The organism is Profundibacterium mesophilum KAUST100406-0324 (genome assembly GCF_009835145.1).
Classification (GTDB): domain Bacteria; phylum Pseudomonadota; class Alphaproteobacteria; order Rhodobacterales; family Rhodobacteraceae; genus Profundibacterium; species Profundibacterium mesophilum.
This window is the reverse complement of sequence record NZ_APKE01000018.1, coordinates 1-21846: the sequence shown is the minus strand read 5'-3', so window position 1 is coordinate 21846 and position 21846 is coordinate 1. Positions and strand designations below refer to the sequence as shown.

At 64.5% G+C, this 21846-nt stretch carries 17 protein-coding genes, 1 tRNA gene and 2 pseudogenes; 9 read left to right on the top strand and 11 right to left on the bottom strand.

Annotated elements, in window-relative coordinates:
• The 3 genes and pseudogenes from PMES_RS07780 to PMES_RS07770 all read right to left on the bottom strand — a co-directional run.
• Nucleotides 1-238: pseudogene (locus tag PMES_RS07780) on the bottom strand (hypothetical protein); the annotation flags it as partial.
• Between the two features lie 358 nt (nt 239-596).
• The gene (locus PMES_RS07775; RefSeq protein ID WP_159965107.1) at nt 597-2465 is read right to left on the bottom strand and encodes an acyl-CoA synthetase; all 1869 of its coding nucleotides are present in this window, start codon (nt 2463-2465) and stop codon (nt 597-599) included.
• A gap of 179 nt (nt 2466-2644) precedes the next feature.
• Nucleotides 2645-4432, bottom strand: coding sequence for an ABC transporter transmembrane domain-containing protein (locus PMES_RS07770; RefSeq protein ID WP_159965105.1), 1788 nt, complete (start codon nt 4430-4432; stop codon nt 2645-2647).
• A gap of 290 nt (nt 4433-4722) precedes the next feature.
• Between PMES_RS07770 and PMES_RS07765 the strand changes: the two genes are divergently transcribed.
• From PMES_RS07765 to PMES_RS07730, 8 genes and pseudogenes are all read left to right on the top strand, one after another.
• A complete protein-coding gene (locus PMES_RS07765; RefSeq protein WP_159965103.1) occupies nt 4723-5109 on the top strand; it encodes a response regulator in 387 nt (128 codons plus the stop codon).
• A 117-nt stretch (nt 5110-5226) separates the two neighbouring features.
• On the top strand, nt 5227-6729 hold the full coding sequence (locus PMES_RS07760) for a DUF7125 family protein (RefSeq protein ID WP_159965101.1): 1503 nt from the start codon (nt 5227-5229) through the stop codon (nt 6727-6729).
• A gap of 1 nt (nt 6730) precedes the next feature.
• Nucleotides 6731-7786, top strand: a complete 1056-nt coding sequence (locus PMES_RS07755; protein ID WP_159965099.1) for a sensor histidine kinase — start codon at nt 6731-6733, stop codon at nt 7784-7786.
• 200 nt (nt 7787-7986) lie between these two features.
• Nucleotides 7987-9084, top strand: coding sequence for an ABC transporter ATP-binding protein (locus PMES_RS07750; RefSeq protein WP_159965097.1), 1098 nt, complete (start codon nt 7987-7989; stop codon nt 9082-9084).
• Nucleotides 9085-9169: 85 nt separating this feature from the next.
• The gene (locus PMES_RS07745) at nt 9170-10276 is read left to right on the top strand and encodes an extracellular solute-binding protein (protein ID WP_159965095.1); all 1107 of its coding nucleotides are present in this window, start codon (nt 9170-9172) and stop codon (nt 10274-10276) included.
• A 119-nt stretch (nt 10277-10395) separates the two neighbouring features.
• Nucleotides 10396-10683 (top strand): DUF1330 domain-containing protein, encoded by a 288-nt coding sequence (locus PMES_RS07740; protein WP_159965093.1) that lies wholly within the window; start codon nt 10396-10398, stop codon nt 10681-10683.
• The gene (locus PMES_RS07735) at nt 10683-12380 is read left to right on the top strand and encodes an ABC transporter permease (RefSeq protein ID WP_159965091.1); all 1698 of its coding nucleotides are present in this window, start codon (nt 10683-10685) and stop codon (nt 12378-12380) included. Before PMES_RS07740 ends, PMES_RS07735 begins: the two co-directional genes overlap by 1 nt.
• A gap of 11 nt (nt 12381-12391) precedes the next feature.
• Nucleotides 12392-13243: pseudogene (locus PMES_RS07730) on the top strand (ABC transporter permease); the annotation flags it as partial.
• Nucleotides 13244-13318: 75 nt separating this feature from the next.
• Here PMES_RS07730 and PMES_RS07725 read toward each other — a convergent pair.
• From PMES_RS07725 to PMES_RS07695, 7 genes are read right to left on the bottom strand one after another with little or no spacing between them, the layout of a single operon-like run.
• Nucleotides 13319-14248, bottom strand: coding sequence for an AEC family transporter (locus PMES_RS07725; RefSeq protein ID WP_159965087.1), 930 nt, complete (start codon nt 14246-14248; stop codon nt 13319-13321).
• Nucleotides 14248-15048, bottom strand: a complete 801-nt coding sequence (locus tag PMES_RS07720) for an MBL fold metallo-hydrolase (RefSeq protein ID WP_159965085.1) — start codon at nt 15046-15048, stop codon at nt 14248-14250. The genes PMES_RS07725 and PMES_RS07720 overlap by 1 nt, the downstream gene beginning before the upstream one ends.
• Nucleotides 15045-15842 carry a TatD family hydrolase gene (locus PMES_RS07715; RefSeq protein ID WP_159965084.1) on the bottom strand — a complete coding sequence of 266 codons (798 nt, stop codon included), beginning with the start codon at nt 15840-15842 and terminating at the stop codon, nt 15045-15047. The genes PMES_RS07720 and PMES_RS07715 overlap by 4 nt, the downstream gene beginning before the upstream one ends.
• Nucleotides 15843-15848: 6 nt before the next feature.
• Entirely contained in the window at nt 15849-16955 is a 1107-nt protein-coding gene (locus PMES_RS07710; protein ID WP_159965082.1) for a DNA polymerase III subunit delta', read from the bottom strand.
• Nucleotides 16952-17587 carry a dTMP kinase gene (gene tmk, locus PMES_RS07705; RefSeq protein WP_159965080.1) on the bottom strand — a complete coding sequence of 212 codons (636 nt, stop codon included), beginning with the start codon at nt 17585-17587 and terminating at the stop codon, nt 16952-16954. The genes PMES_RS07710 and tmk overlap by 4 nt, the downstream gene beginning before the upstream one ends.
• Entirely contained in the window at nt 17584-18828 is a 1245-nt protein-coding gene (locus PMES_RS07700) for a D-alanyl-D-alanine carboxypeptidase family protein (protein WP_159965078.1), read from the bottom strand. Before PMES_RS07700 ends, tmk begins: the two co-directional genes overlap by 4 nt.
• A 28-nt stretch (nt 18829-18856) precedes the next feature.
• Nucleotides 18857-19741: an SPOR domain-containing protein gene (locus tag PMES_RS07695; protein WP_236549736.1), complete on the bottom strand. Its 885-nt coding sequence runs from the start codon at nt 19739-19741 to the stop codon at nt 18857-18859.
• A gap of 205 nt (nt 19742-19946) precedes the next feature.
• Here PMES_RS07695 and PMES_RS07690 point away from each other — a divergent pair.
• Nucleotides 19947-20036: transfer RNA gene (locus PMES_RS07690), tRNA-Ser, on the top strand.
• 323 nt (nt 20037-20359) lie between these two features.
• On the opposite strand, the gene PMES_RS07685 is transcribed toward PMES_RS07690, so the two are convergent.
• Nucleotides 20360-21757: a hypothetical protein gene (locus PMES_RS07685; protein WP_159965077.1), complete on the bottom strand. Its 1398-nt coding sequence runs from the start codon at nt 21755-21757 to the stop codon at nt 20360-20362.
• Nucleotides 21758-21846 lie beyond the last annotated feature (89 nt).

The following is a 21846-nucleotide window of genomic DNA, read 5'->3' as shown; positions in this document are numbered from 1 at the left end:
TCGCGCGGTAGACCGCGTCCGCCGAGAAATCCTCAGGGTAGGCCCGCGCCAGAGCGGGATAGGCAGACCCCGAGGACGGCGGGGTGGGGGCAGGGGAAGCATCGGCGGGAGAAGCCAGATTGGCCAGGCGAGCGAGAAGCGCCGCACGCTCGGTGCCGGTGGCCTCACTGGCCCAGTTTTCGAGATCGGCAATCGCTGCATCGACCTCGACCGGAATTGGATTCGATCGAATATTCAATGGTCTGTCCCTTTCATTATCGCTTGGCAATTAACTTGCCATTTCAATCAATACTTCGGGTTTTCAGCGATATGACAAGCTTCTTTATCGGCTGGACCGACCAAAAAGTTAATCTTGTGTGGATTTTGTGGCGTTTTCTCGGGGCTCTATACCACATGGGGAGGTAGGAAGGTGTTAACCACGAAAAAGGCCGAAGCCAGCGCTTCGACCTTTGTATTCCCGTATTGTGCGGCCATCATAGCCCTTGCCCGACTGCATCGCGGCAGGGTGGCGATGCGGCCGACGACGCGCAGGACCCAGGGAGGATTGCGTCAGCCTCGCCACTGGAACGGATCGCGGCGTTTCCGGCCGCTCGTGATCAGCGGCTGGCGATTTCCCAAGGTGTGCTGAACCCGCCCAGCGCCTTGGAGATCGCGGCTTCATCGGCTCCCTTCGGGTCGATCCGCGCGACGAGGCCGCGTTTCTTGTCCTCGGTGACTTCCGATACCTTGGCGCCGCATTGCGACAGGGCATCGTCGAAGACCCGCACGATGGCTTTGCGCCGCAGGTCTGGCTTGAAGATCTTGCCGACCGCCGTCTTCGGAAGCTCGTCCAGAACCTCGAGATACTTGGGATGCGCGGCACGCTCGGATATCCGCGATCTGGCGTAGTCAAGCAGCTCTGCCCTGTCCACCGAAGCACCCGAAACCAGCTCCACATAGGCGCAGGGTACCTCGCCCGCATGGGTGTCCGGCTGACCGATGGCGCCGGCGAAGGCGATCGCCTCATGCCCCGCGAGCACTTCCTCGATCTCGGCGGGATCGATATTGTGACCGCCTCGAATGATCAGGTCCTTGGCCCGTCCGGTGATCCACAGATAGCCATCGGCATCCTTGCGTCCCAGATCCCCGGTCCGCAGGTGCTTGCCGCGGTAGAGATCCCGGTTCTTGTCCGCCTCGGTATAGGTGTTGCCATCGGCAACGCCCGGATTGGCCACGCAAATTTCGCCGATCTCGTCGGTCTCGCATTCCGAACCATCCGAAACCTTGAGCAAGCGCACGTCGGTATAGGGGAAGGGCAGGCCGATCGAGCCGATCTTCTTCTCGCCATCGGGCGGGTTGATGCTGACGAGACAGGTCGCCTCGGTCAGGCCGTAGCCCTCGCAAATGGTCAGCCCGGCTGCCTGCTCGAAGCGCCGGTAGAGCTCGACCGGCAGCGGGGCCGACCCGCAGAACGCCATCTTCAGGGTCGAGATGTCGGCATCCACCGGCCTTTGCATGAGGGCCGACATGGCGGTCGGAACGGTGATCATGAAGGTGATCTTGTGACGCTCGCACAGCTTCCAGAAATTGTCGAAGACACCGTCCCCGCGATAGCCCTGCGGCGTGGGGAACACGACATGCGCCCCGGAGGCGAGGCTGGCCCCCATCACGACGATCGCGGCGAAGACATGGAACATGGGGAGGGGACAGATCAGGTTGTCCTCCTCGGTGAAGAGCAGCCGCTCGCCCAGCCACGCGTTGTAGATGATTCCCGAATACCGGTGCTGCGCGACCTTCGGCATGCCCGTGGTCCCGCCGGTATGGAAATAGGCCGCGACCCTGTCGCCGGACGAATCGGGAAAGGCCAGTTCCTTGGGCTGCGCCGCGATCGCGTCGTTGAAATTTTGCACCTTCGCCTTGTGCGAAACCGGGTTCTTGGGCCGGATCAACGGCACGATGAGCTTCTTGGCCCCCGTGAGATAGCGGTGCAGGTCGACCTCGAGCACATGCTCCACGTTCGGGGCAAGCTCGACGGCGCGGGCGGCCTTCTGCGCCACGTCCGTCTTGGGGAAGGCCCTGAGCGTGACGAGGACCTTCGCATTCGTCTCGCGCAGGATCGCCGCGATGCTCTCGGGCTCCAGCAGCGGGTTGATTGGGTTGACGATCCCCGCGACGGCGCCGCCGAGATAGGCAAGGATCGTCTCGTTGCAATTGGGCAGGAGGTAGGCGACCACATCCGTCTCGCCGATGCCGAGCCCGCGCAGCAGGTTGGCGGTCTGCGCGGTCTTCATGCGCAGCGCGTCCCAGCTCAGCGTCTCGGCGCTGGCCTTGGGGTCCGAGAAGAGCTGGTAGGTGACGGCGGGGCGTTGCGGAAAGGCGCGTGCGGTCCGGTCCAGCTGCTGCCACATGGTGGCCGGCAAGTCCCGCGCCTCCCACGGCATTTCGGCTTCAATCGCGTCGCGATCCGCGACATTGGCATAGGTCATGGTAATTTCCTCCCTAACCTGTCCCTGCAGGCTTGTCGTCTTGATCGGAAAATATCGAGCTTGCCGCAAGATTTACGCTGCGCAACCGCCCAGCGGGCCGCCGCTCGCGCGACAGTGTCGTCCTTTTGCCATCGTGCGAACCGCTGCGCGGTCCCGTGTGCCGCGGGGGCGGCGCGGGATCACTCGGCTGCCAAGCCTTCGGTGAATTGCAGCCGCGCAAGGCGCGCGTAAAGCCCGCCCTCGGCCACCAACTCGTCATGCGTGCCCTGTGCGACGATGCGCCCGCCTTCGAAGACGAGGATGCGATCGGCCCGCTTCACGGTGGCAAGGCGATGGGCGACGACGATCGTGGTCCTGCCGCGGGCGAGCTTGTCGACCGCTTGCTGGACCAGCTGCTCGCTCTGCGCGTCGAGCGCGCTCGTCGCCTCGTCCAGAAGCAGCACCGGCGCATCCCTCAGGATCGCGCGGGCGATGGCGATGCGCTGTTTCTGGCCGCCCGACAGCATCACGCCGCGCTCGCCGACCTGCGCATCGTATCCGTCGGGCAGGGCGGCGATGAACTCATGCGCCGCGGCCGAGCGTGCGGCGGCCTCGACCTCCGCGTCGCTCGCGTCAGGACGCCCGAAGCGGATGTTCTCGCGCGCGGTGTCGGCGAAGATCACCGGATCCTGCGGGACGAGGGCGATATGCCGGCGAAAATCGGATCGCGACATGCTGTCGAGCGTTATGCCGTCGAGTTCGATCCGGCCGGAGGTGGGGTCGTAGAAACGCAAGAGAAGCTGGATGATGGTCGTCTTTCCGGCCCCCGACGGACCGACGAGGGCGACCGTCTCGCCGGCGGCGACATCGATGTCGATACCGCGCAGCGCGGGGTGATCGGGCCGCGAGGGGTAATGGAAGCCGACATCGCGAAAGGCGATCTCGCCGCGCAGGCGGCCGGCCGGGACGACCGGGCTTGCCGGGTCGGCCACGCTGTCGGCGGTGGCCAGGAGTTCGGCAAGGCGTTCGGTCGCCCCCGCCGCGCGCTGCAGCTCGCCCCAGATCTCCGAGAGCGCCCCGACGGCGCCCGCGACCATCACCGCGTAGATGACGAACTGCACCAGCTCGCCCACGCTCAGCACATCCGCGCGCACGTCGCGCGCTCCGACCCACAGAACGCCCACGACGCTGCTGAAGATCAGCAAGATGACGATCACCGTCATCACCGCGCGGGTGCCGATCCGCCGGCGCGCGGCGTCGAAGCTGCGTTCGGTGACCTCGGCAAAAGCGGCACGGGTGCGCGCCTCCTGGGTATAGGCTTGCACGGTCTGCACGGAGCTCAGCGCCTCCGAGGCGCTCCCCGACGAATTCGCGATCCAGTCCTGGTTCTCGCGGCTGAGCACCCTGAGCCGCCGGCCGAGCACCACGATGGGCACGATGATGACGGGGACGACCAGAAGGACGAGCCCGGTCAGCTTGGCCGAGGTGACGAAAAGCAGGACGAGACCGCCCAAAAGGATCAGCAGGTTGCGCAGCGCGATCGAGACCGAGGAGCCGATCACCCCGAGGATCAGCGTGGTGTCGGTGGTGATCCGGCTGAGCACCTCGCCGGTCATGATCCGCTCGTAAAAGCTCGGGCTCATGCCGATCACCCGGTCGAAGACGGCCTTGCGGATGTCGGTGACGACACGCTCGCCGAGCCTGGTGACAAGGTAGTAGCGCAGCCCCGTGCCGACCGCGAGGAGGGCCGCGATGCCGAGGGCCGCCGCGAAGTAGCTGTCGAGGAGCGCCTCGGCGGAGGTTTCGAAGCCGTCCACCACCCGGCGCACCGCGATCGGCAGGATCAGCGAGATGCAGGCGGTCAGGCCGAGCGCGGCAATCGCCGCGAGAAGGAGCGCGCGATAGGGCTTGAGAAAGGGCCACAGGGCGGCGAGTGCCGAGACGCGCTTCGATTTCTCCCGGTCGTCGTTGAGTGTGCGTTCTGCCACCTGCGGCCTCCCGTTATTGCCCGATGTGTTTAGGGCGTCGGCGTTTGCGCGGCAAGGCGGCAGCCCGCCGCGCGGAGGGCGGAACGTCGGGGCCGGGGCGGCTTTCACGCCCGAGCGGATATTGATGATAGCAAATAGGGCATTTCATGCATGCAGCCTGCTGGCTGCTGGAACTTCTGACCAAAGCGCGACGTTATCGAACCAAGTTAAGAGTAACAGCCGGCATCGGACGTCGAGGCCGGGTGCAAGTTCCCCACAATTACGTAGCCAGGCAGCGCAGGTACCTGATGATGAAGGACAGCTCGGATTTTACCCCATGCAACCAAGCGGTTCTGGTTGTCGAGGATGAGTGGCTCATCGCGATGGATATCAGTGAGCAGCTCGAAGAGGTCGGCTATCACATCGTCGGCCCGGCCCATAGCGTCAAGGAGGCCCTCGCGTTGATCGACAGCGATCTCGTCGATCTGGCGCTACTCGACATCAACCTCGCCGGAGAGCAATCCTTCGACATCGCCGCGCGGCTCGAACGCGAGGGGATTCCCTTCGCTTTCCTGACCGGCAACACGGCCACGGCCCATAGCCGGAATTTCTCCGCGGCAGCCGTCCTGTCGAAGCCGGTCCAGTCTGCCGAGCTGGTCGAATGTGTCCATTCGATCGCACCTTTGCGCGTGGGATAGGCTCCGAGAGGGGCGGATCGTCTCGGGACGTTAGGTTATTACCAAGTTCTGATCAGGCATTGGTATAGAAGGGCTTTGCCCGTTCCCGGCAAGATTGATTGGTGGAAGGATGTTGCCGTGCGTGCGGAGTTGACGAGAATCTCGACGGGCATTTCCGGGCTCGATACGGTTTTGGGGGGTGGCTATCCGGAGGGTCACGCGATCCTGCTCGAAGGGGCACCCGGCACGGGCAAGACGACCATGGCGTTGCAATTCCTCTCGAAATCCTGTCGGGACGGGGCACGCGGGCTTTTCATAAGCGTGGCGCAGACCCGGAAGGAAATTGACCTCATCGCCGATTCCCATGGGATTGACTTGGCGAATGTCGAGATTGTTTGTCCCGATCTCGATGTCTGGAGCGGGGCGGTATCGGTGCAGACAGATGATGCGCTGCTCGACATTCTCGTCGCCCAGACCGAGGAAGCCCTGGTCGAGCATCGGCCAAGGTTCTTCGTCTTCGACAGTCTTCTCGAACTGCGCTTGCTTTCTGCCAATACCGTTGCCTACAGACGTCATCTTCTGATCCTGCGACGCAGGCTTCAGGAGATGGAGGCGACGGGCCTGCTTCTCGACAGTCTCGACGGCGAGATGGAAGATCGCCACGAGCGCGGCATTGTTCATGGCATCATCAAGCTGGAAGCGAGGATCCCGAATATCGGAACGATCCGTCGCCGCCTTATGATCCCGAAGATGCGCGGGATGGTCTTTCTCGAAGGCTATCACGATTTCCGCATCGAGCATGGCGGTCTGAACGTCTATCCGCGTCTCGTGCCGACCGAGCGGCCCGCCGACGCACAGAGGTTCGAGCCGCTCTCCCCGAGCGATCCGCATCTCGAGAAGATGCTTGGCGGCGGACTGGAGCTCGGGACGACCGCGCTGATCGCGGGGCAGGCGGGCTGCGGCAAATCCACGATGGCCACGATCTTCGCCGTGGGCGCGGCAGGGAGCGGCGTCAATGCGGCCCTGTTCCTCTTCGAGGAACGCCCTGAGGTGTTCAGGATGCGCTCCCAGGCGCTGGGCTTGGGCCTCGAGCCGCTCGAGGCGTCGGGCAACCTGACGTTGAACCATTTCGATCCTGCCGAAAGCTCTCCGGGTGAGTTCTCGCGCCACGTGATCGCGGCGGTTGATGGCGGGGCGAAGGTCGTCGTGATCGACAGCCTTTCCGGCTATCTCAACGCGCTTCCGGATCACGACAACGTCCTCACCCACCTGCACACGCTGTTGCAATATCTCGCACGGCGCCGCTGCCTCGTCATCATCACCCTCGCGCAATCCGGGCTGCTCGGTGAGCCGCCCCACACGACGATCGAGGCGGGTTATCTCGCCGATTCGATCATCCTATTGCGTCACTACGCGGTTGGCCCGAGCATCCGCCGTTCGGTCGCGGTGGTGAAGAAGCGGCACAGCGCCCACGAGCGCGGCATCAGCGAGTTGGTGATCATGCCCCACCGCGTCGAGGTGCGTCCCTTCGATGGATCGGACGAGGAGGCGTTCATCGCGCAGGAAGGATACTCCGAAAGCACTCCCGGGCAGTCGCTCGGCGCTCGCCCTTCGGGACACGTTCCGGGCGGCGATCGGTGAAATGGCGGCGAGCGATCATCCAGCGGTCCTGATCTGCGCGCCGCTGCGCCAGGATGCGCTGCAGATCGCGACCTCACTGGGTGCGGATTTCCCGCAGCCCACGGTGATCTGCGAGGATATCGTCCAGGTCCGCGAACGGGTGGGCGATCTGGATCATCCCGCGGCGGGGATGCTGATCATCTCGCAGGAAGCGGCGAGCAAGGAGATGCGCGACCTTCTCGACGAGATCCTCGCGCATGAGCCCGCCTGGTCCAGGATGCCTGTGCTTTTCCTGGTTTCTGCGAACCGCGCTTCGCCACCCGCCTGCGGGGCGGGGGGATATGGCGGCCACGAGCATCATTACGTGGTGCTGGAGCGGCCGGTCCGTCCGGACGTGCTGCGGCGCCTGTGCGCTTCGTTATGCGCGGCGCGACGGCGGCAGTTCGAGATGGCCGCCCTGCTCGAAAAACTGCGTGAGGCCGAACGGAATCAAAGGTTTCTCTTCGACGAATTGCAGCACAGGATGCGCAACATGCTGGCCGTGTTGCAGGCGATATTCAAGCTATCGGCGCGGCGTGCGCGCGATCTGAACAGTTTCGTCGACAGTTTCGAGGCGCGGCTGGCGAGCTTCGCGAGCACCCATTCCGCCCTGTCGCGTGACAGGACGCAGCGTATGGATCTCGCCGATCTCGTCAGGATCAACGTGGAGACCTATTCGGCGCATGAGGGTCAGCTGAGCATCGACGGGCCGCCGACGGAGCTTCCTGCGGCCCTGTCCTTCGAGATCGCGATCATCGTGCATGAGCTTGCGACCAATGCCGCCAAATACGGCGCTCTCTCCACCTCCAATGGCCGTGTCGAGGTCAAGTGGCAGGTCAGGCAGGGCGCGCAGGGTGGGCGCAACGTCGAGATCGACTGGCGCGAGCGCGGCGGGCCCCCGGTCCATGCGCCCGTGCGCAAGGGGCTGGGCAGCGCGCTGATCAAGGGGCGCAATCTGGCGGGAGCGAGCCGGATCGAGGTGACATACGATCCGGACGGGCTGCACTGGCACGGGTGGATCGATCTCGATGCGGCCTGACGGACGACGTGGTCGATGACGTCTGGAGCGCGCAGCCTGCGGGACGAATCCCCGAATGCGCCATGCGACGCAGGGAAGTTTCCTGACTTGGGAGGGAAAACGTCAAAAAACGGCCCAAAACCTTGCAATGCGATCGCGCCTTGGGTTTAGTCCATACCCGAGAGATCGTGACCGAACACGACCAGATCAGGGGGAATTAGGTGGCATCCACCAATACCGCGAAAGCGTTCGTCGAATTCGAGCGTGTGCAAAAGAGCTACGACGGCGAGACACTCGTCGTCAAAGATCTCAACCTGTCGATCGGGAAGGGCGAGTTCCTGACCATGCTCGGACCCTCCGGCTCGGGCAAGACGACCTGCCTGATGATGCTTGCCGGCTTTGAGACGGCGACGCATGGCGAGATCCGTCTCGACGGCAAGGAAATCAACAACATCCCGCCTCACAAGCGCGGCATCGGCATGGTTTTCCAGAACTATGCGCTGTTCCCGCACATGACGGTGGCGGAGAACCTCGCCTTTCCGCTCGAGGTCCGCAAGATCGGCAAGTCCGAGCGGGAGAAGAAGATCGCGCGCGCCCTCGACATGGTGCAGATGGGCGATTTCGGCGGCCGCCGTCCCGCACAGCTTTCGGGCGGGCAGCAGCAGCGGATCGCGCTGGCCCGCGCGCTCGTCTTCGAGCCCGAGCTGGTGCTGATGGACGAGCCGCTCGGCGCGCTCGACAAGCAGCTGCGTGAGACGTTGCAGTTCGAGATCACCAAGCTTGCCCACGATCTCGGGATCACCGTCGTCTACGTGACGCATGACCAGACCGAGGCGCTCACCATGTCCGACCGCGTGGCGGTTTTCGACGACGGGCGCATCCAGCAGCTCGCGGCGCCGGACGAGCTTTACGAGCGCCCCCAGAACAGCTTCGTGGCGCAGTTCATCGGCGAGAACAACACGCTCGACGGACGGATCAAGGAGCTGACGGGCACGACCTGCGTGGTCGAGCTTGAAAGCGGCGAGGAGATCGACGCCGTTCCGGTCAACGTCTCCAATGTCGGCGACCGGACCCTGGTGTCGATCCGGCCCGAGCGGGTCGAGATCAATCCCGATCTGGGTCCGACGGCGCATACCCTCAACGCCGAGGTGCTCGAGTTCATCTACATGGGCGACGTGTTCCGCACCCGCCTGCGGGTGGCCGGGCGCGATGATTTCATCGTCAAGACCCGCAACCGCGCCGACCAGGTCCGCCTGACCCCCGGTCAGAAGGTCAAGATCGGCTGGTTGCCCGAGGATTGCCGCGCTCTGGACGCTTGAACCCGGCGCAGCGCATCACCCTTCGATCCTGCCCGGGGGCGGAGGGGGAAATACCAAAACGGGCGTGTACAAGGAGAGAACTATCATGAAATTGAAGACCCTTCTGGCATCTACCGCCGCGGCGACGTCCCTGGCGGGCGGCGCCTTCGCCGAAGCGCACATGGCCGACAGCATGACGATCGTCAGCTGGGGCGGCGCCTATCAGGAAAGCCAGAGAAAGGCTTATGCCGAGCCCTACATGGAAGCCAATCCCGGCGTCGAGGTCATCTGGGACGAAAGCTCGGCGGAAGCCGTGGCCAAGCTCCGGGCGATGAACGAGTCGGGCTCGATCAGCTGGGACGTGGTCGACGTTGTCGCTTCGGACGCCATCCGCCTGTGCGACGAGGGCCTCGCGATGGAGATCGACGCCGACGAGCAGCTGGCGAAGGGCGATGACGGCTCCGACGCATCCGATGATTTCGGCGACCTGCTCGTGTCCGACTGTTTCATTCCGCAGATCGTGTATTCCACGACCATCGGGTATCGCACCGACATGCTGGACAAGAAGCCAGAGAGCATCTGCGCGATCTTCGACACCGAGACCTATCCGGGCAAGCGCAGCCTCGAGAAGCGTCCGATCGGCAACCTCGAATGGGCTCTCCTGTGCGATGGCGTCGCCAAGGAGGACATCTACGACGTGCTCGAGACCGAAGAGGGGCAGGATCGCGCCTTCGAAAAGCTCGCCACGATCAAGGACGATGTCATCTGGTGGTCCGCCGGTGCCGACACCCCGCAGCTGCTCGCCGATGGCGAAGTGGTCATGGGTTCGGCCTATAACGGTCGCCTCTTCAGCCTGATCGAAGAGCAGGATCAGCCCGTCGCCATGATGTGGGACGCGCAGGTCTTCGATCTCGACGGCTGGATCATCCCCGAGGGGCTCTCCGACGAGCGCAAGGCGCGTGCACTGGATTTCATCAAGGAATCCACCAACACGCAGAAGCTCGCGGACCAGGCCAAGTACATCTCCTACGGTCCCGCGCGCCAATCCTCCGCTCCCCTGGTCGGCAAGCATGCCGAGCTTGGTATCGACATGGCGCCGCACATGCCGACCGATCCGGCAAACGCGACCAACACCTTCCTCTACAACTATGAGTGGTGGGCCGATTACCGCGACGATCTGGACTCCAAGTTCCAGACCTGGCTGGCGCAATAAGCATTGCCGTGTCCTCCGGTCGCCCCGATCGGCGGCCGGATGACCGATCTTTCCTGCCGGGCGCACGCCGCGCCCGGCAGTCTTTTGTCAGACCCGCATGCGTCAAGGGAGTATCGATCATGCCCAAGGGCTATCTCATCGGCCATATCACGGTCACCGATCCTGACGCCTACAAGGCTTATGTCGAACGCGACACGCCGATCCTGGAAGGCTTCGGCGGACGATTTCTCGTTCGCGGCGGACGCTCCGAAGCGCCCGAAGAGCCGATGAAGGATCGCCACGTGGTCATTGAATTTCCGGATTTCGAAACGGCCAGGAAGGCCTATTATTCCGAGGCGTACCAAGAGGTCTTAAAGATCCGCCTGAAGAATGCCGAAAGCGATATCATCCTGGTGGAGGGCGTCTGATGAGCAATACAGGCCCAGATGCCATCACCGGCCCGACCCCCGACAATGCAATCAGGCAGGCCGACATCGCCGAAAAGGAGGCCGCGGGCGGTGACGCCGCGCATGCGGGCCCCGTTCTCGCCGCGGACGGCACGCCGCTCAAACAATCGCTGAACCGCGCGTTGCGGCGTCAGAAACTCAGGGCACTTGCCCTGATCGCGCCGCTTCTCGTCTTCATCCTCGTCACGTTCATCGCTCCGATCGCCGACATGCTCTTCCGATCCGTCGAGAACGAGATCGTCGAAGAGACGTTGCCACGGACGATCAAGGTTCTCGAGGACTGGGACGGGCAGGGCGTTCCCGGCGAGCCGGCCTTCGAAGCGCTGGCCTATGACCTGATGATCGCGGCCGAGTTGAAGAACCACACCCGCCTTGGAAGCCGTCTCAACTACGAGACGACCGGTGTTTCCTCGCTCTTTCGCAAGTCGGGCCGCAGGGTCGATGACATCGGCGAGGTCTATGCCGACCAGTTCATCGCACTCGATCCGGCCTGGGAGGAACCGGCCACGTGGATCGCCCTGATGGCGGCACCCGGCTGGAGCGCAGGCGAGGGCGAGATCCCGGCCGCGTTCGAGATGCGCGACGGCGTCGCCGAGGTTCTTCCGCGAACCGCCGACATGTATGGCGCCTTCGCGGATGTGATCCGGACCGAGGACGAGGAGAGCGTGGCCGACGAAGAGCCCTGGAACATCGTCTACGAGGCCCTTTACCGCGACCTGTCCGAGAATCCCGAAGCCGCCATCGCCTTCGACGGCGAGAATGCCGCGCGCCTTGCGGCGGCGGCCGAGGCGGTGCCGGGCTTCGAGACCACGACGATGTCCGAGATCTTCATCGACATCGACAAGGATTGGGGAAGCAACAACACCTGGGGCACGATCGAGGCCTTCTCCTCGCGCTATACCTCCGGCTATTTCCTCGCCTCGGCGGATTACCAGCTGACGCCCGACGGGATCGAACGCCAACCCGAGGATCAGCAGATCTACGGCCTGCTTTTCCAGCGCACGCTCTTCATGTCGATGACGATCATGATCAGCTGCGTTTTGCTGGGATACCCGGTCGCCTTCCTGCTCTCGAACCTGCCGATGCGCACCTCGAACCTTCTGATGATCTTGGTGCTCCTGCCGTTCTGGACCTCGCTTCTGGTGAGGACCTCGGCATGGAAGGTGCTGCTGCAACAGCAGGGGGTGATCAACGACATCCTCGTCTGGATCGGGCTCGTGGCGGACGACAACCGGCTCGAGTTGATCAACAACCAGACCGGCACGATCATCGCGATGACGCATATCCTGCTGCCATTCATGATCCTGCCGCTCTACTCGGTGATGAAGACGATCCCGCCATCCTATGTCCGCGCGGCAAAATCGCTCGGCGCGACCGACTGGACGGCGTTCTGGCGGGTCTATTTCCCGCAGAGCGTTCCGGGGATCGGGGCGGGCTGCATCCTCGTCTTCATCCTGTCGATCGGCTACTACATCACGCCGGAGCTCGTGGGCGGCACCACCGGGACGTTCATCTCGAACCGGATCGCCTATCACATCTCAAGCTCGCTCAACTGGGGCCTCGCCGCCGCGCTGGGAACGATCCTGCTGGCCGTCGTGCTGGTGCTCTACTGGATCTATGACCGCATCGTCGGCATAGACAACGTCAGCCTCGGATAGGAGAAAGACACATGGGACTTCCTCCCTATGCCACCACCGGCCAGAAGATCTGGCATTACAGCTACCTCGTGATCTGCGGGCTGATCTTCTTCTTCCTGATCGCGCCGATCCTCACCATCATCCCGCTCAGCTTCAACGCCGAGAACTTCTTCACCTTCACGCCGGGAATGCTGTCCTTCGATCCGGATGCGTACTCGCTCAAGCATTACGAGGATTTCTTCACCAATCCCAACTGGCAGCAGGCCTTGTGGAACTCGGTGAAGATCGCCCCGGTGGCCACGCTCCTGTCGGTCGCTCTCGGAACGCTTGCCGCGGTGGGACTGTCGCAAAGCCACGTGCCGTTCCGCCGGGCGATCATGGCGATCATGATCTCGCCGATGATCGTTCCGCTGATCATCTCGGCGGCCGGGATGTACTTCTTCTACAGCCGCATCGGCCTGCAGGGCACCTATCTCGGCGTGGTCTTGGCGCATGCGGCGCTCGGCATTCCCTTCGTGATCATCACCGTGACGGCGACGCTTGTCGGCTTCGACCGGTCGTTGACACGGGCCTCGGCGAACATGGGGGCGGGACCGGTCCGCACCTTCTTCCGCATTCAGATGCCGTTGATCATGCCGGGGGTGATCTCGGGGGGGCTCTTCGCCTTCATCACCTCCTTCGACGAGGTCGTGGTCGTGCTTTTCGTCGGCAGCGCCGGGCAAAAGACGCTGCCCTGGCAGATGTTCATCGGCCTGCGTGAGCAGATCAGCCCGACGATCCTCGCCGTCGCGACCCTTCTGGTGGTGATCTCGATCGGCCTTCTGACCACGGTGGAAATTCTGCGTCGGCGCTCCGAGCGGCTTCGGGGCATGTCGCCGGGCTGATCCCGGCGGGCGAATGGCGCTTGTGGAACGCGGGGCGGCGGGGAAACCTGCCGCCCCTTTTCCTTGGCTGCGGCCTCAGGGCAGGACGGCCAGCCAGAAGGACACGCTGAAAATCGACAGTGCCGTGCCGATCAGCACACCCGACGCGGCGACGCGGCGGGCGCGACCGTAGAGATTGGCAAAGATATAGGTATTGATCCCCGGTGCCATGGCGGCGGTGACGACGGTGGCGCGCAAGGCCTCGGTGGACAGGCCGAGCAGGGTCCCCGTGCCGAAGGCGATCGCGGGATGCACGAGCAGGGAGGTCGCGCAGATCCAGCCGATCACCCGCAGATCCCCTTCAGGGCGATAGCGCATCAGGATCCCGCCCAGCGCGAACAGGGCGGTCGGCAGGGCCGCGCGGGCCATCAGGTCGACCCCCTCCCAGATGACCGGCGAGAGGGTGAGCCCACTGAGGTTGAGCGCCAGTCCGGCCGTCAGGCCGATCACGAGGGCGTTGCGGAACATCGCCCCGAGAACCCGGCGCGGCAGTGAGCTCGGCGCCGTGCCGCGCGAGCGGATGATCTCCATCGCCGTCACGCCGAGCCCGTAGCAGAAGGGGGCATGGATGGAGATGATCGCGAAATTGTAGTGCAGCGCCTCGGTGCCGAAGGCCCGTTCGGAGATCGGCAGTCCGAGCAGGATGGAATTGGAGAAGAGACCGCAGAAGCCGATCGCCACCGCGTCCTCCCAATCCCGGCCGAAGATGTAACGCGCGCCGAGAAGTCCGGTGGCGAACCCCGCTGCCGCCCCGAGGTAGAAGCTCGCCAGAAGGCGCGGGTCGAATTCCGTATCGAGATCGAGCCGCGCCATCGCGGCAAAGAGCAGGACCGGGATCGCGAAGGTCTGTGTGAAACGCATCAGCGCATCGATCGAGGCCGCGTCGATCAACCTTGTCCTGGCGCTGCCATAGCCGAAACCGATGACGAGAAAGACCGGAAGGATGACCCCGACGAGATCGCCCATCAAAGGGGAAAGCGCAGGATCATCCCGTCATGCGCCGGTGTGACATGCGCCGGCGTCTCCTCGGCAATGGTCCGGTAATCCAGATCGACATGCATGTTGGTGAGCACGGCGCGGCGCGGGGCGGCGCGCTCGATCCATTCGAGCGTCCGCGCCAGATGTGCATGGCTTGGATGCGGGGTCCGGCGCAGCGCGTCCACGATCCAGGTATCCAGACCGTGCAGCACCGGCCAGGCATCGTCGGGTATCTCGGCGACGTCCGGCAGGTAGGCCAGATCGCCGATGCGGAAGCCGAGGGCGTCGATCTGTCCGTGATTGACCCTGAACGGGGTCAGGTGGATGGTCCCGCCGGCACCATCGACCGCGATATCCCCGTCGATCTCGTGCATGTCGAGGATCGGCGGATAGCTCGAGCCCTCAGGTTGCACGAAGGCATAGCCGAAGCGGTCGAAAAGGTCGCGGTGGGTGGGCGCGTCCGCCCAGACCCGCAGCCGCGCGCGGATGTTGAAGACGATCATCCGCAGATCATCGAGCCCGTGCACGTGATCGGCATGGGCATGGGTCCAGACGACGCCGTCAAGCGTGCCGATGCCGGCATCGAGAAGCTGCGCGCGCAGGTCGGGAGAGGTGTCGATCAGGACCCGCGTGACGCCTTCCGCGGTCTCGCGCTCGATCAGCATCGAGCATCTGCGCCTCGTGTTGCGCGGCTCCGACGGATCGCAGGCGCCCCATTGGCCGCCGAGGCGCGGCACCCCGCCCGAAGAGCCGCAGCCCAGGATCGTGAACCGCAGCTCGCCGCTCATCTGGGTGCCGTCCAGGCCGCGGCCTTGGCGAAGAGACGCTCGAAATTCTCCTCCGTCCTCGCCGCGAAGCTTTCGAAGTCGAGCCCGAAGGTCTCGGCGCCCCGGGCCGCGGTATGGGCGGCATAGGCCGGCTCGTTGCGCTTGCCGCGATGGGGGGGCGGCGCGAGATAGGGGCTGTCGGTTTCCACGAGGATCCGCTCGATCGGTGCGGCTGCGAAAATCTCGCGCAACGCTGCGCTGCGCGGGAAGGCGGTTATGCCGGACATCGACAGGTAGAAGCCCAGCTCGAGCGCGGCCTGCGCCAGCTCGGCTCCACTCGAGAAGCAGTGCATCACGCAGTCATAGGCCCCGGCGGCATGCTCCTCGCCCAGGATGCGGGCCATGTCCTCGTCGGCGGCACGAGCATGGATGATGAGCGGCAGGCCGGTGCGCCGCGCGGCCTCGATATGGATGCGCAGGCTCTCGCGCTGGATATCGGCGCTCTCGGCCGTGTAATGGTAATCGAGGCCGGTCTCTCCGATGCCGACGAACTTGGGATGCCGGGACATGCGCACCAGCTCCTCCACCTCGGCGAGCGGCTCCTCGGCGGCGCTCATCGGATGGGTTCCGGCAGCATAGAAGACCGGATCATGCGCTTCGGCGATCGCCCGCACGCTCGGCTCGTTGCGCAGCCGGGTACAGATGGTGACCATGCGTGCGACCCCCGCCTCGGCCGCGCGCGCGATCACCGCCCCGCGTTCTTCGTCGAAGTCGGGAAAGTCGAGGTGGCAATGGCTGTCGGTAATGCGGGTCATGTGGCCTCAGGCTGGAACGAGCCCTGCTGCGGTCTCGTCGATTGCGAGCATCGTATCGAGGATGAGCGAGGAAGGGTCAAGGTTGACCGCCCGCCCATGAGCCATGCGCGCTCCGAGTTCCTGCTGCAAGCTGGCCCAGCGACGGGCGGCTGCGATGTCCGGAGAAAGCCGCAAGAGCATCTCCGCCTCGCCGGGCGCGGCCTCGGCATCGGGAGGGTGGCCGGCGCCGTTGCGTGCCAGGCGCGACAGGGCGAGCCCGATGAGCCCGCTCACCGTGTCGAACCCGGCAGCGTTGGTCGGGCCGCCGGCGGTTTCGGCGAAGCGCAAAAGGCGCGGTCTGTCCATGCCGGGGGCGCCGCGCAGCAGATCGGCAAGCGCGCCGTAGAGCGCCGGTCCATCGGCGTCGATGAGCCGCGCGGCCATGCCCACCGATCCCGAGGCGAGCTCGGCCAGGGCAGCCGGCGCCGCATCGGGCGAGAGGCCGGCGCCCTCCAGCGCGGCCGCCATGTCGCCGCCGCCCAAGGGTAGGCAACGCAGCGTGCGGCAGCGCGAGCGGATCGTCGGCAGCAGGCGGGCCGGCGCATGGCAGACCAGCAGCAGGGTGGTGCGGGCGGGCGGCTCCTCCAGCAGCTTGAGGATCGCGTTCGAGCTTGCGGTGTTGAGATCGTCGGCCGCGTCGATGAGCACGACACGGCGCCCGCCATCGGTCCGCGAGAGCGTGAGGTAACGGCGCAGCTCGCGCGCCTCCTCGATCGTGATCACCTGCCGAAGCTTGCCGGTCTTCTCGTCACGCGGCCGCCTCAGGAGGAAGAGCCCCGGCTCGGACAGGGCGCGCAGGCGTCGGGCGGCGGGATGATCCCATGCCACGTCGAGTGTTTCCTCGGCGCGCGCTTCCCCGGCATCTCGGCTCAGGAGGAAGCGGGCGATCCGCCAGGCCAGCGTGGCCTTGCCCACGCCGCGCGGCCCGGTGATCAGCCAGGCATGGTGAAGCTTGCCCCCCCGCCATGCGGAGAGAAAGTCCCGCTCCGCCGCGTCCTGCCCGAAAAGCGTCCGTGTCTCGCGCGGATGGGGCGTGCCTTCGACCTGGTCCGCTTCGGTGACAGGATCGCTCATGCCGCCGGCCCCGCATGCGCGGCAAACGCGGCGTCGATCCGGGAGGCGACATCCTCGATACTGCCATTCCCGTCGATCACCACGATGCGTCCCCCCGCGTCCCTGGCGAGATCGAGAAAGGCGCGGCGCATCCGCTTTTGCATCTCCAGCCCGAAGGATTCGAAGCGTTGCTCGCCGTCGCCGCGCGCCGCGGCCCTGGCCAGCCCGGTTTCGGGATTCATGTCGATCAGGAAAGTCACATCGGGCTCCAGCCCGATCATCAGGCTGTGCAGCGCGTCGACCGTGGCGCGCAGATCGCCGCGCGTCGCCCCTTGATAGATGCGGGTGCTGTCGGCAAAGCGATCGCTGATCACGATCTTGCCCGCGCCGAGTGCCGGCGTGATGACACGCTCGAGATGGTCGCGCCGCGCGGCGGTGAAGAGCAGAAGCTCCGTTTCGGGGGACCAGCGGGCAGCCTCGCCTTCCAGGACGAGCCGGCGGATCTCCTCGGCGCCGGGACTGCCGCCGGGCTCGCGGGTCAGGACGACCTGGCGCCCCTCACCGCTGAGGCGGGCGGCGAGCCGCCTGGCCTGCGAGGACTTGCCCGAGCCGTCGATTCCCTCGAAGCTGATGAACCGGCCCGGGGCGGTCACTGCGCGGCGGCTCCCTCGGTCTCGGTTTCGGGTGCGCCGGCACTCTCGGCCTCCGGCTGCGGAGCGTCGTCATCGCCGCGCAGCGCGCTCAGCGCGTAATCGTCGAAGAGACGGAAGGCCGTGGTCTTGATCCGCGGGACGAACCCGCCGCGCGCCACGTCGCGATCGGCCACGAGCGGCACACGGCGGTCGGGAAGCCCGTCTAGACTGATCAGAAGCTCGCCCATCTTCGCGCCCTTGGCGATCGGAGCGTCGAGCGGTCCGGTATGCACCGCCCGCGCGGTGAGCGCGTCCTGCTGCAGGGCGGGAACCAGCAAGGAGACATCCTCCTGCGCGACGAGCCCGACGGAGCCTGCATTGCCCATCCAGACCTTCGCGGTCGCGACCTGCTGACCCTTGCGCAGGACCGTCTTCTCGACGAATTGACGGAACGCCCAGTTCACGACGCGCTCGGCCTCCTCTGCGCGGGCCTTCTCCGATTGCAGGCCGGTGATCACGAAGACGATGCGCCGGTCTCCTTGCGCGGCGGACCCGACAAGCCCGTAGCCCGCTTCGGACGTATGGCCGGTCTTCAGCCCATCCGCGCCGATCCCAAGCCCCAGAAGGGGGTTGCGGTTGCGCCGGTTCTGCGGCGCGCGGCCGTCGAATTCAAACTCCTTTTGCGAAAAATACCCGTAATATTCGGGGAATTCGCGGATCAGCCGTGCGGCAAGAATGCCGAGATCCTGCATCGACATGCGATGATCGGGATCGGGCCAGCCACTGGCATTGGCGAAATGCGAATCGTTCATGCCCAGATCGCGCGCCCGCTGGGTCATCAGCTTGGCGAACGCATCCTCGCTTCCCGCAAGCCCCTCGGCCACCACCACGCAGGCGTCGTTGCCCGATTGCACGATGATCCCCTGGATCAGCTCCTCGACCGTCGGCCGGTCGCGCTCGGTAAGGAACATCGTGGAGCCGCCCATCGCCATCGCGCGGGACGAAACCCCGAACTCGGTCTGCATGGTCACGCGCCCGTCGCGCAGCGCCTCGAAAAGCATGTTCAGCGTCATCAGCTTCGACATCGATGCGGGCGGCAGCGGCGTCTCGGCATTCTTGGAGATCAGCACCATGTCGGTGGTCATGTCGTAGACATAGGCGGCGCTGGCGCGGGTCTCGAAGGCGGCATGGGCGGGCAGGGCGACGGTCAGCACGGCAACCGCCGTGAGGGCCAAGCGCTTGAAGGTTGTGATCACGGACATGGATGATGTTCCTTTCGGGGGCGAGGCTCTAGTCTGACACCGCATATGCGTCGGTAAAGCCCAGGGACTTCACTTTGCCGAGAAGACGGCTGCGCATCTCCTCGCTGCTTGAGGGGCCGACGACCACGCGCCAGTAGCCCTTGCCGTTGAGGCTCTGCTGACGGACGGAGCCGCTGTCGATGCCGGCGGCCTGCATCTTGCGCACGGTATTGAGCGCGTTCTGCTCGACGCTGAAGATGCCGATCTGGATGAAGGGACGCTGCAATGCCGAGGTCGAGGCGCGGTCCGGTGCGGGGTCCGTCGCTGTCACGGAGGCCGGGGCAGGCGCGAGGTCAGGGACAGGCGCGGGATCGGGCAGGGTGGCCGAGGCGATCTGCGTGCCGGTATCCTGCGCCGTGTCATTTCCTGTCGGGATGTCGAGCGCGCTCTCGGCGATCTCCTCCGGCTCGCCGAGCACGGCAGTGGGCGCCTCGTCGGGATCGGTGGTCTCGTCGCGGCGCAGCGCGGTGATGTTGAGCGGGACAGGCTGACCCGCGAGCATTCCGAGCGCGTCGGCGGCGTCCGAGCTGACCTGCACGGCCGGTCCCGGATTCTCGCGCTCGCGGCGGAAGAGTGCGCCGATGACGAACTTGCCGTTCGTCTCGTTCCGGATGATCACCCGCTCGGGATCCTTGATGCCGGGATAGGCGACCCAAACGCCGCCGAGGGAGGGGCGGCCATCCCAAAGACCCTCCTCGCTCGCCTGGAAGACCTCCGGCGCCTCGATGTCGCGCTCGACCAGCCGCGTGCTCGTGGGCGAGACCGATTGCGTGTCGGCCGATTGCTGCGATGTGGTGCATCCGGTCAGCAGCGCGGCGAGCGCCGCCGCCCCGCCGAGCCGCGCGGTGAATGTCATCCGATTAGCCCCAGACATGACTGCTCCCAAAACTTGCCACGGACGGTGCCGCGAACGTGCCGGCCCGCGGCCGTTATGCTGCCTCGCGCCGTGCCTTCTGACGGGCAAGCGGCGCCTGCAGCCTAGCGGTTGCGCGGGACCAAGAAAAGACGGCGCGCAAGATCGGTGGCATTTCGCGCGCCCTCTTCCAGAATCGATCCCCGCCCTCTAAGCAAGCGGCGCCGGAGGAGTGGCAGAGTGGTCGATTGCAACGGTCTTGAAAACCGTCGTGCGTGAAAGCGTACCGTGGGTTCGAATCCCACCTCCTCCGCCATTATCCCCATTGCGAACCAATGACACCGCCCTGACGGGCACGGATTTTTCCGGGTTATCAAAGGGGTTTGCGTGAACAGACCGAACCTCATAGACGCGCTGCCAGACCAAGGCTGGGCTCAGAATGGCCCTCAGTCTCAGTTTGGGCGAACCTCGTCCGTTCCGGTTCGGCCCACTTTTAGCATTACTTTTCAATGACCTGACTTCGAACCCCGCCAAAACCCAAACGCGCGGTCCGAACGATATCCATGCCAACGGAGATCGAACACGAGGTAGGCGCATTGCTCAGGATCGCCGCGAAAACCCGGGCGGCGTTTGGGGTGCCTATGGATGAGGAATGGGATCGAGCGACAGTCTAACCGTGAAGCGCTCATTCAGCCGGTCATTGATTTCGCCGATCGCGTGAGTGTCATCCTCTTGCAGCGAAATCACTGCACGAACTTGGGTCTCAACGTCTTTCGCCAGCTGATCGAGTGGCTTCAAGATGGGATTGCCCGGGCCAGTTGATCGAGCGCCAGCAATGGCAATCAGCGCCGCATACCTCGTGAAGGCTAGATATTCTAATACGCGATGGTGTTCGCTTTCGTCCGCTTCGACGTCGAGGGAATGAAGAGCACGCATCGCCTTGAAGTGCTGGTTGAGCAGACGCCCAACCAAACGCGGCCAGTCGCCGTTTTTTCCACTGATTGGCAAGACGTGAAGATCGCTGTCGTTACCTCCTGCAGGCTGAGCATATGCCAGTATGATTTGCAGCAAGGTTCTTAACCGCACAAGCTCTGTGGTGGTGATGCGTTGTCCGGCCAAGTCTTTGCTACGCGCCTCAAAGGCTTTTACAGCTTCCTCGATCTTCTTTGCTGTCGCTTTCACGCGCTGTCTCGCTGCTTTTTCTTCGGCGGCCTTTGCAAGCTGAGCAGTTTCCGGTTCGTCGTCGCCTTCGGATGAAGGCTCGGTATTTCGGAGGTCAATTTCTGACTGTCGCCGAAGATCATCCTCATCCTCGCTCGACAAATCACTCGCCATGAGGCCGATTAGTCTGTTCAGGCACATGCTGACAAGATCGGCGGCCCCATCCTGGCGCTTTGCCAAAACGAAGGCATTGCGGCTGTCCTCGGCCTTTGCTCGGCTACGAGCCCGGACAAAAGCTTCATAGGACAGCACCCGGAGTTCGGGTTGCTCATCGCTTCCACTGGCTTCGACCACTGCTCTGCCGACATGCTCCGCAGAGACCGGTTGTTCTCCAATATCAAGCATTTCCAACTCGTTGATGGCCTGGAGCAGGAACAGGGCCTCGTAGGTCGTCTCCGAAAGGAAATCTGCGATCTTACGCTTCTTGCCCCGGTGCGGAGGCAAGGTTCGGATCAGAAGCGCGTCAAGATCGACAATGATGGTCGGTACTGAAAGCCCGCCCTCAAACTGAATCCTTGCCGTTCGAGGGCGCAGGACTGGATTGGGAAGGTCCCATTCAAACCGAGACGATGCGTCGATCTGAATTGGGTCACCTAACTCGACGCCGTCTCGATCGTATAGCTGCAGTGACAAGGCGCGATCCGAGGCTGGAGCAGGCGGGGTCCAGTTCAGTCGATGTCCCTGCAAGGTGAACGCGCCGCCATCCCGTGCCTGTAAGCCATCATTGATGTTGGTTGTAATCAGCCGCGGGAGAATTTCGTCCCGATCCAGTGGAGTCTGCCGATATCCGTCGAGTTTCAAAGCGCGAAGGGCCATGCCGGGGGCGTTGTTGCGTAACTCACGCCTGAGACATGATGCCCCCTTTCCCCGCCGTCATCAGTCCACGCGGACGATCTCGGCCGTTC

Excerpts from the sequence above, each read along its gene's own strand:
- PMES_RS07765 (WP_159965103.1), top strand. The coding sequence starts at position 4,723 with ATGAAGGACAGCTCGGATTTTACCCCATGCAACCAAGCGGTTCTGGTT.
- PMES_RS07775 (WP_159965107.1), bottom strand. The coding sequence starts at position 2,465 with ATGACCTATGCCAATGTCGCGGATCGCGACGCGATTGAAGCCGAAATG.
- PMES_RS07720 (WP_159965085.1), bottom strand. The coding sequence starts at position 15,048 with ATGAGCGGCGAGCTGCGGTTCACGATCCTGGGCTGCGGCTCTTCGGGC.
- PMES_RS07740 (WP_159965093.1), top strand. The coding sequence starts at position 10,396 with ATGCCCAAGGGCTATCTCATCGGCCATATCACGGTCACCGATCCTGAC.
- PMES_RS07685 (WP_159965077.1), bottom strand. The coding sequence starts at position 21,757 with ATGGCCCTTCGCGCTTTGAAACTCGACGGATATCGGCAGACTCCACTG.
- PMES_RS07715 (WP_159965084.1), bottom strand. The coding sequence starts at position 15,842 with ATGACCCGCATTACCGACAGCCATTGCCACCTCGACTTTCCCGACTTC.
- PMES_RS07755 (WP_159965099.1), top strand. The coding sequence starts at position 6,731 with ATGGCGGCGAGCGATCATCCAGCGGTCCTGATCTGCGCGCCGCTGCGC.
- PMES_RS07710 (WP_159965082.1), bottom strand. The coding sequence starts at position 16,955 with ATGAGCGATCCTGTCACCGAAGCGGACCAGGTCGAAGGCACGCCCCAT.
- PMES_RS07725 (WP_159965087.1), bottom strand. The coding sequence starts at position 14,248 with ATGGGCGATCTCGTCGGGGTCATCCTTCCGGTCTTTCTCGTCATCGGT.
- PMES_RS07735 (WP_159965091.1), top strand. The coding sequence starts at position 10,683 with ATGAGCAATACAGGCCCAGATGCCATCACCGGCCCGACCCCCGACAAT.
- PMES_RS07700 (WP_159965078.1), bottom strand. The coding sequence starts at position 18,828 with ATGTCCGTGATCACAACCTTCAAGCGCTTGGCCCTCACGGCGGTTGCC.
- PMES_RS07745 (WP_159965095.1), top strand. The coding sequence starts at position 9,170 with ATGAAATTGAAGACCCTTCTGGCATCTACCGCCGCGGCGACGTCCCTG.
- PMES_RS07695 (WP_236549736.1), bottom strand. The coding sequence starts at position 19,741 with ATGTCTGGGGCTAATCGGATGACATTCACCGCGCGGCTCGGCGGGGCG.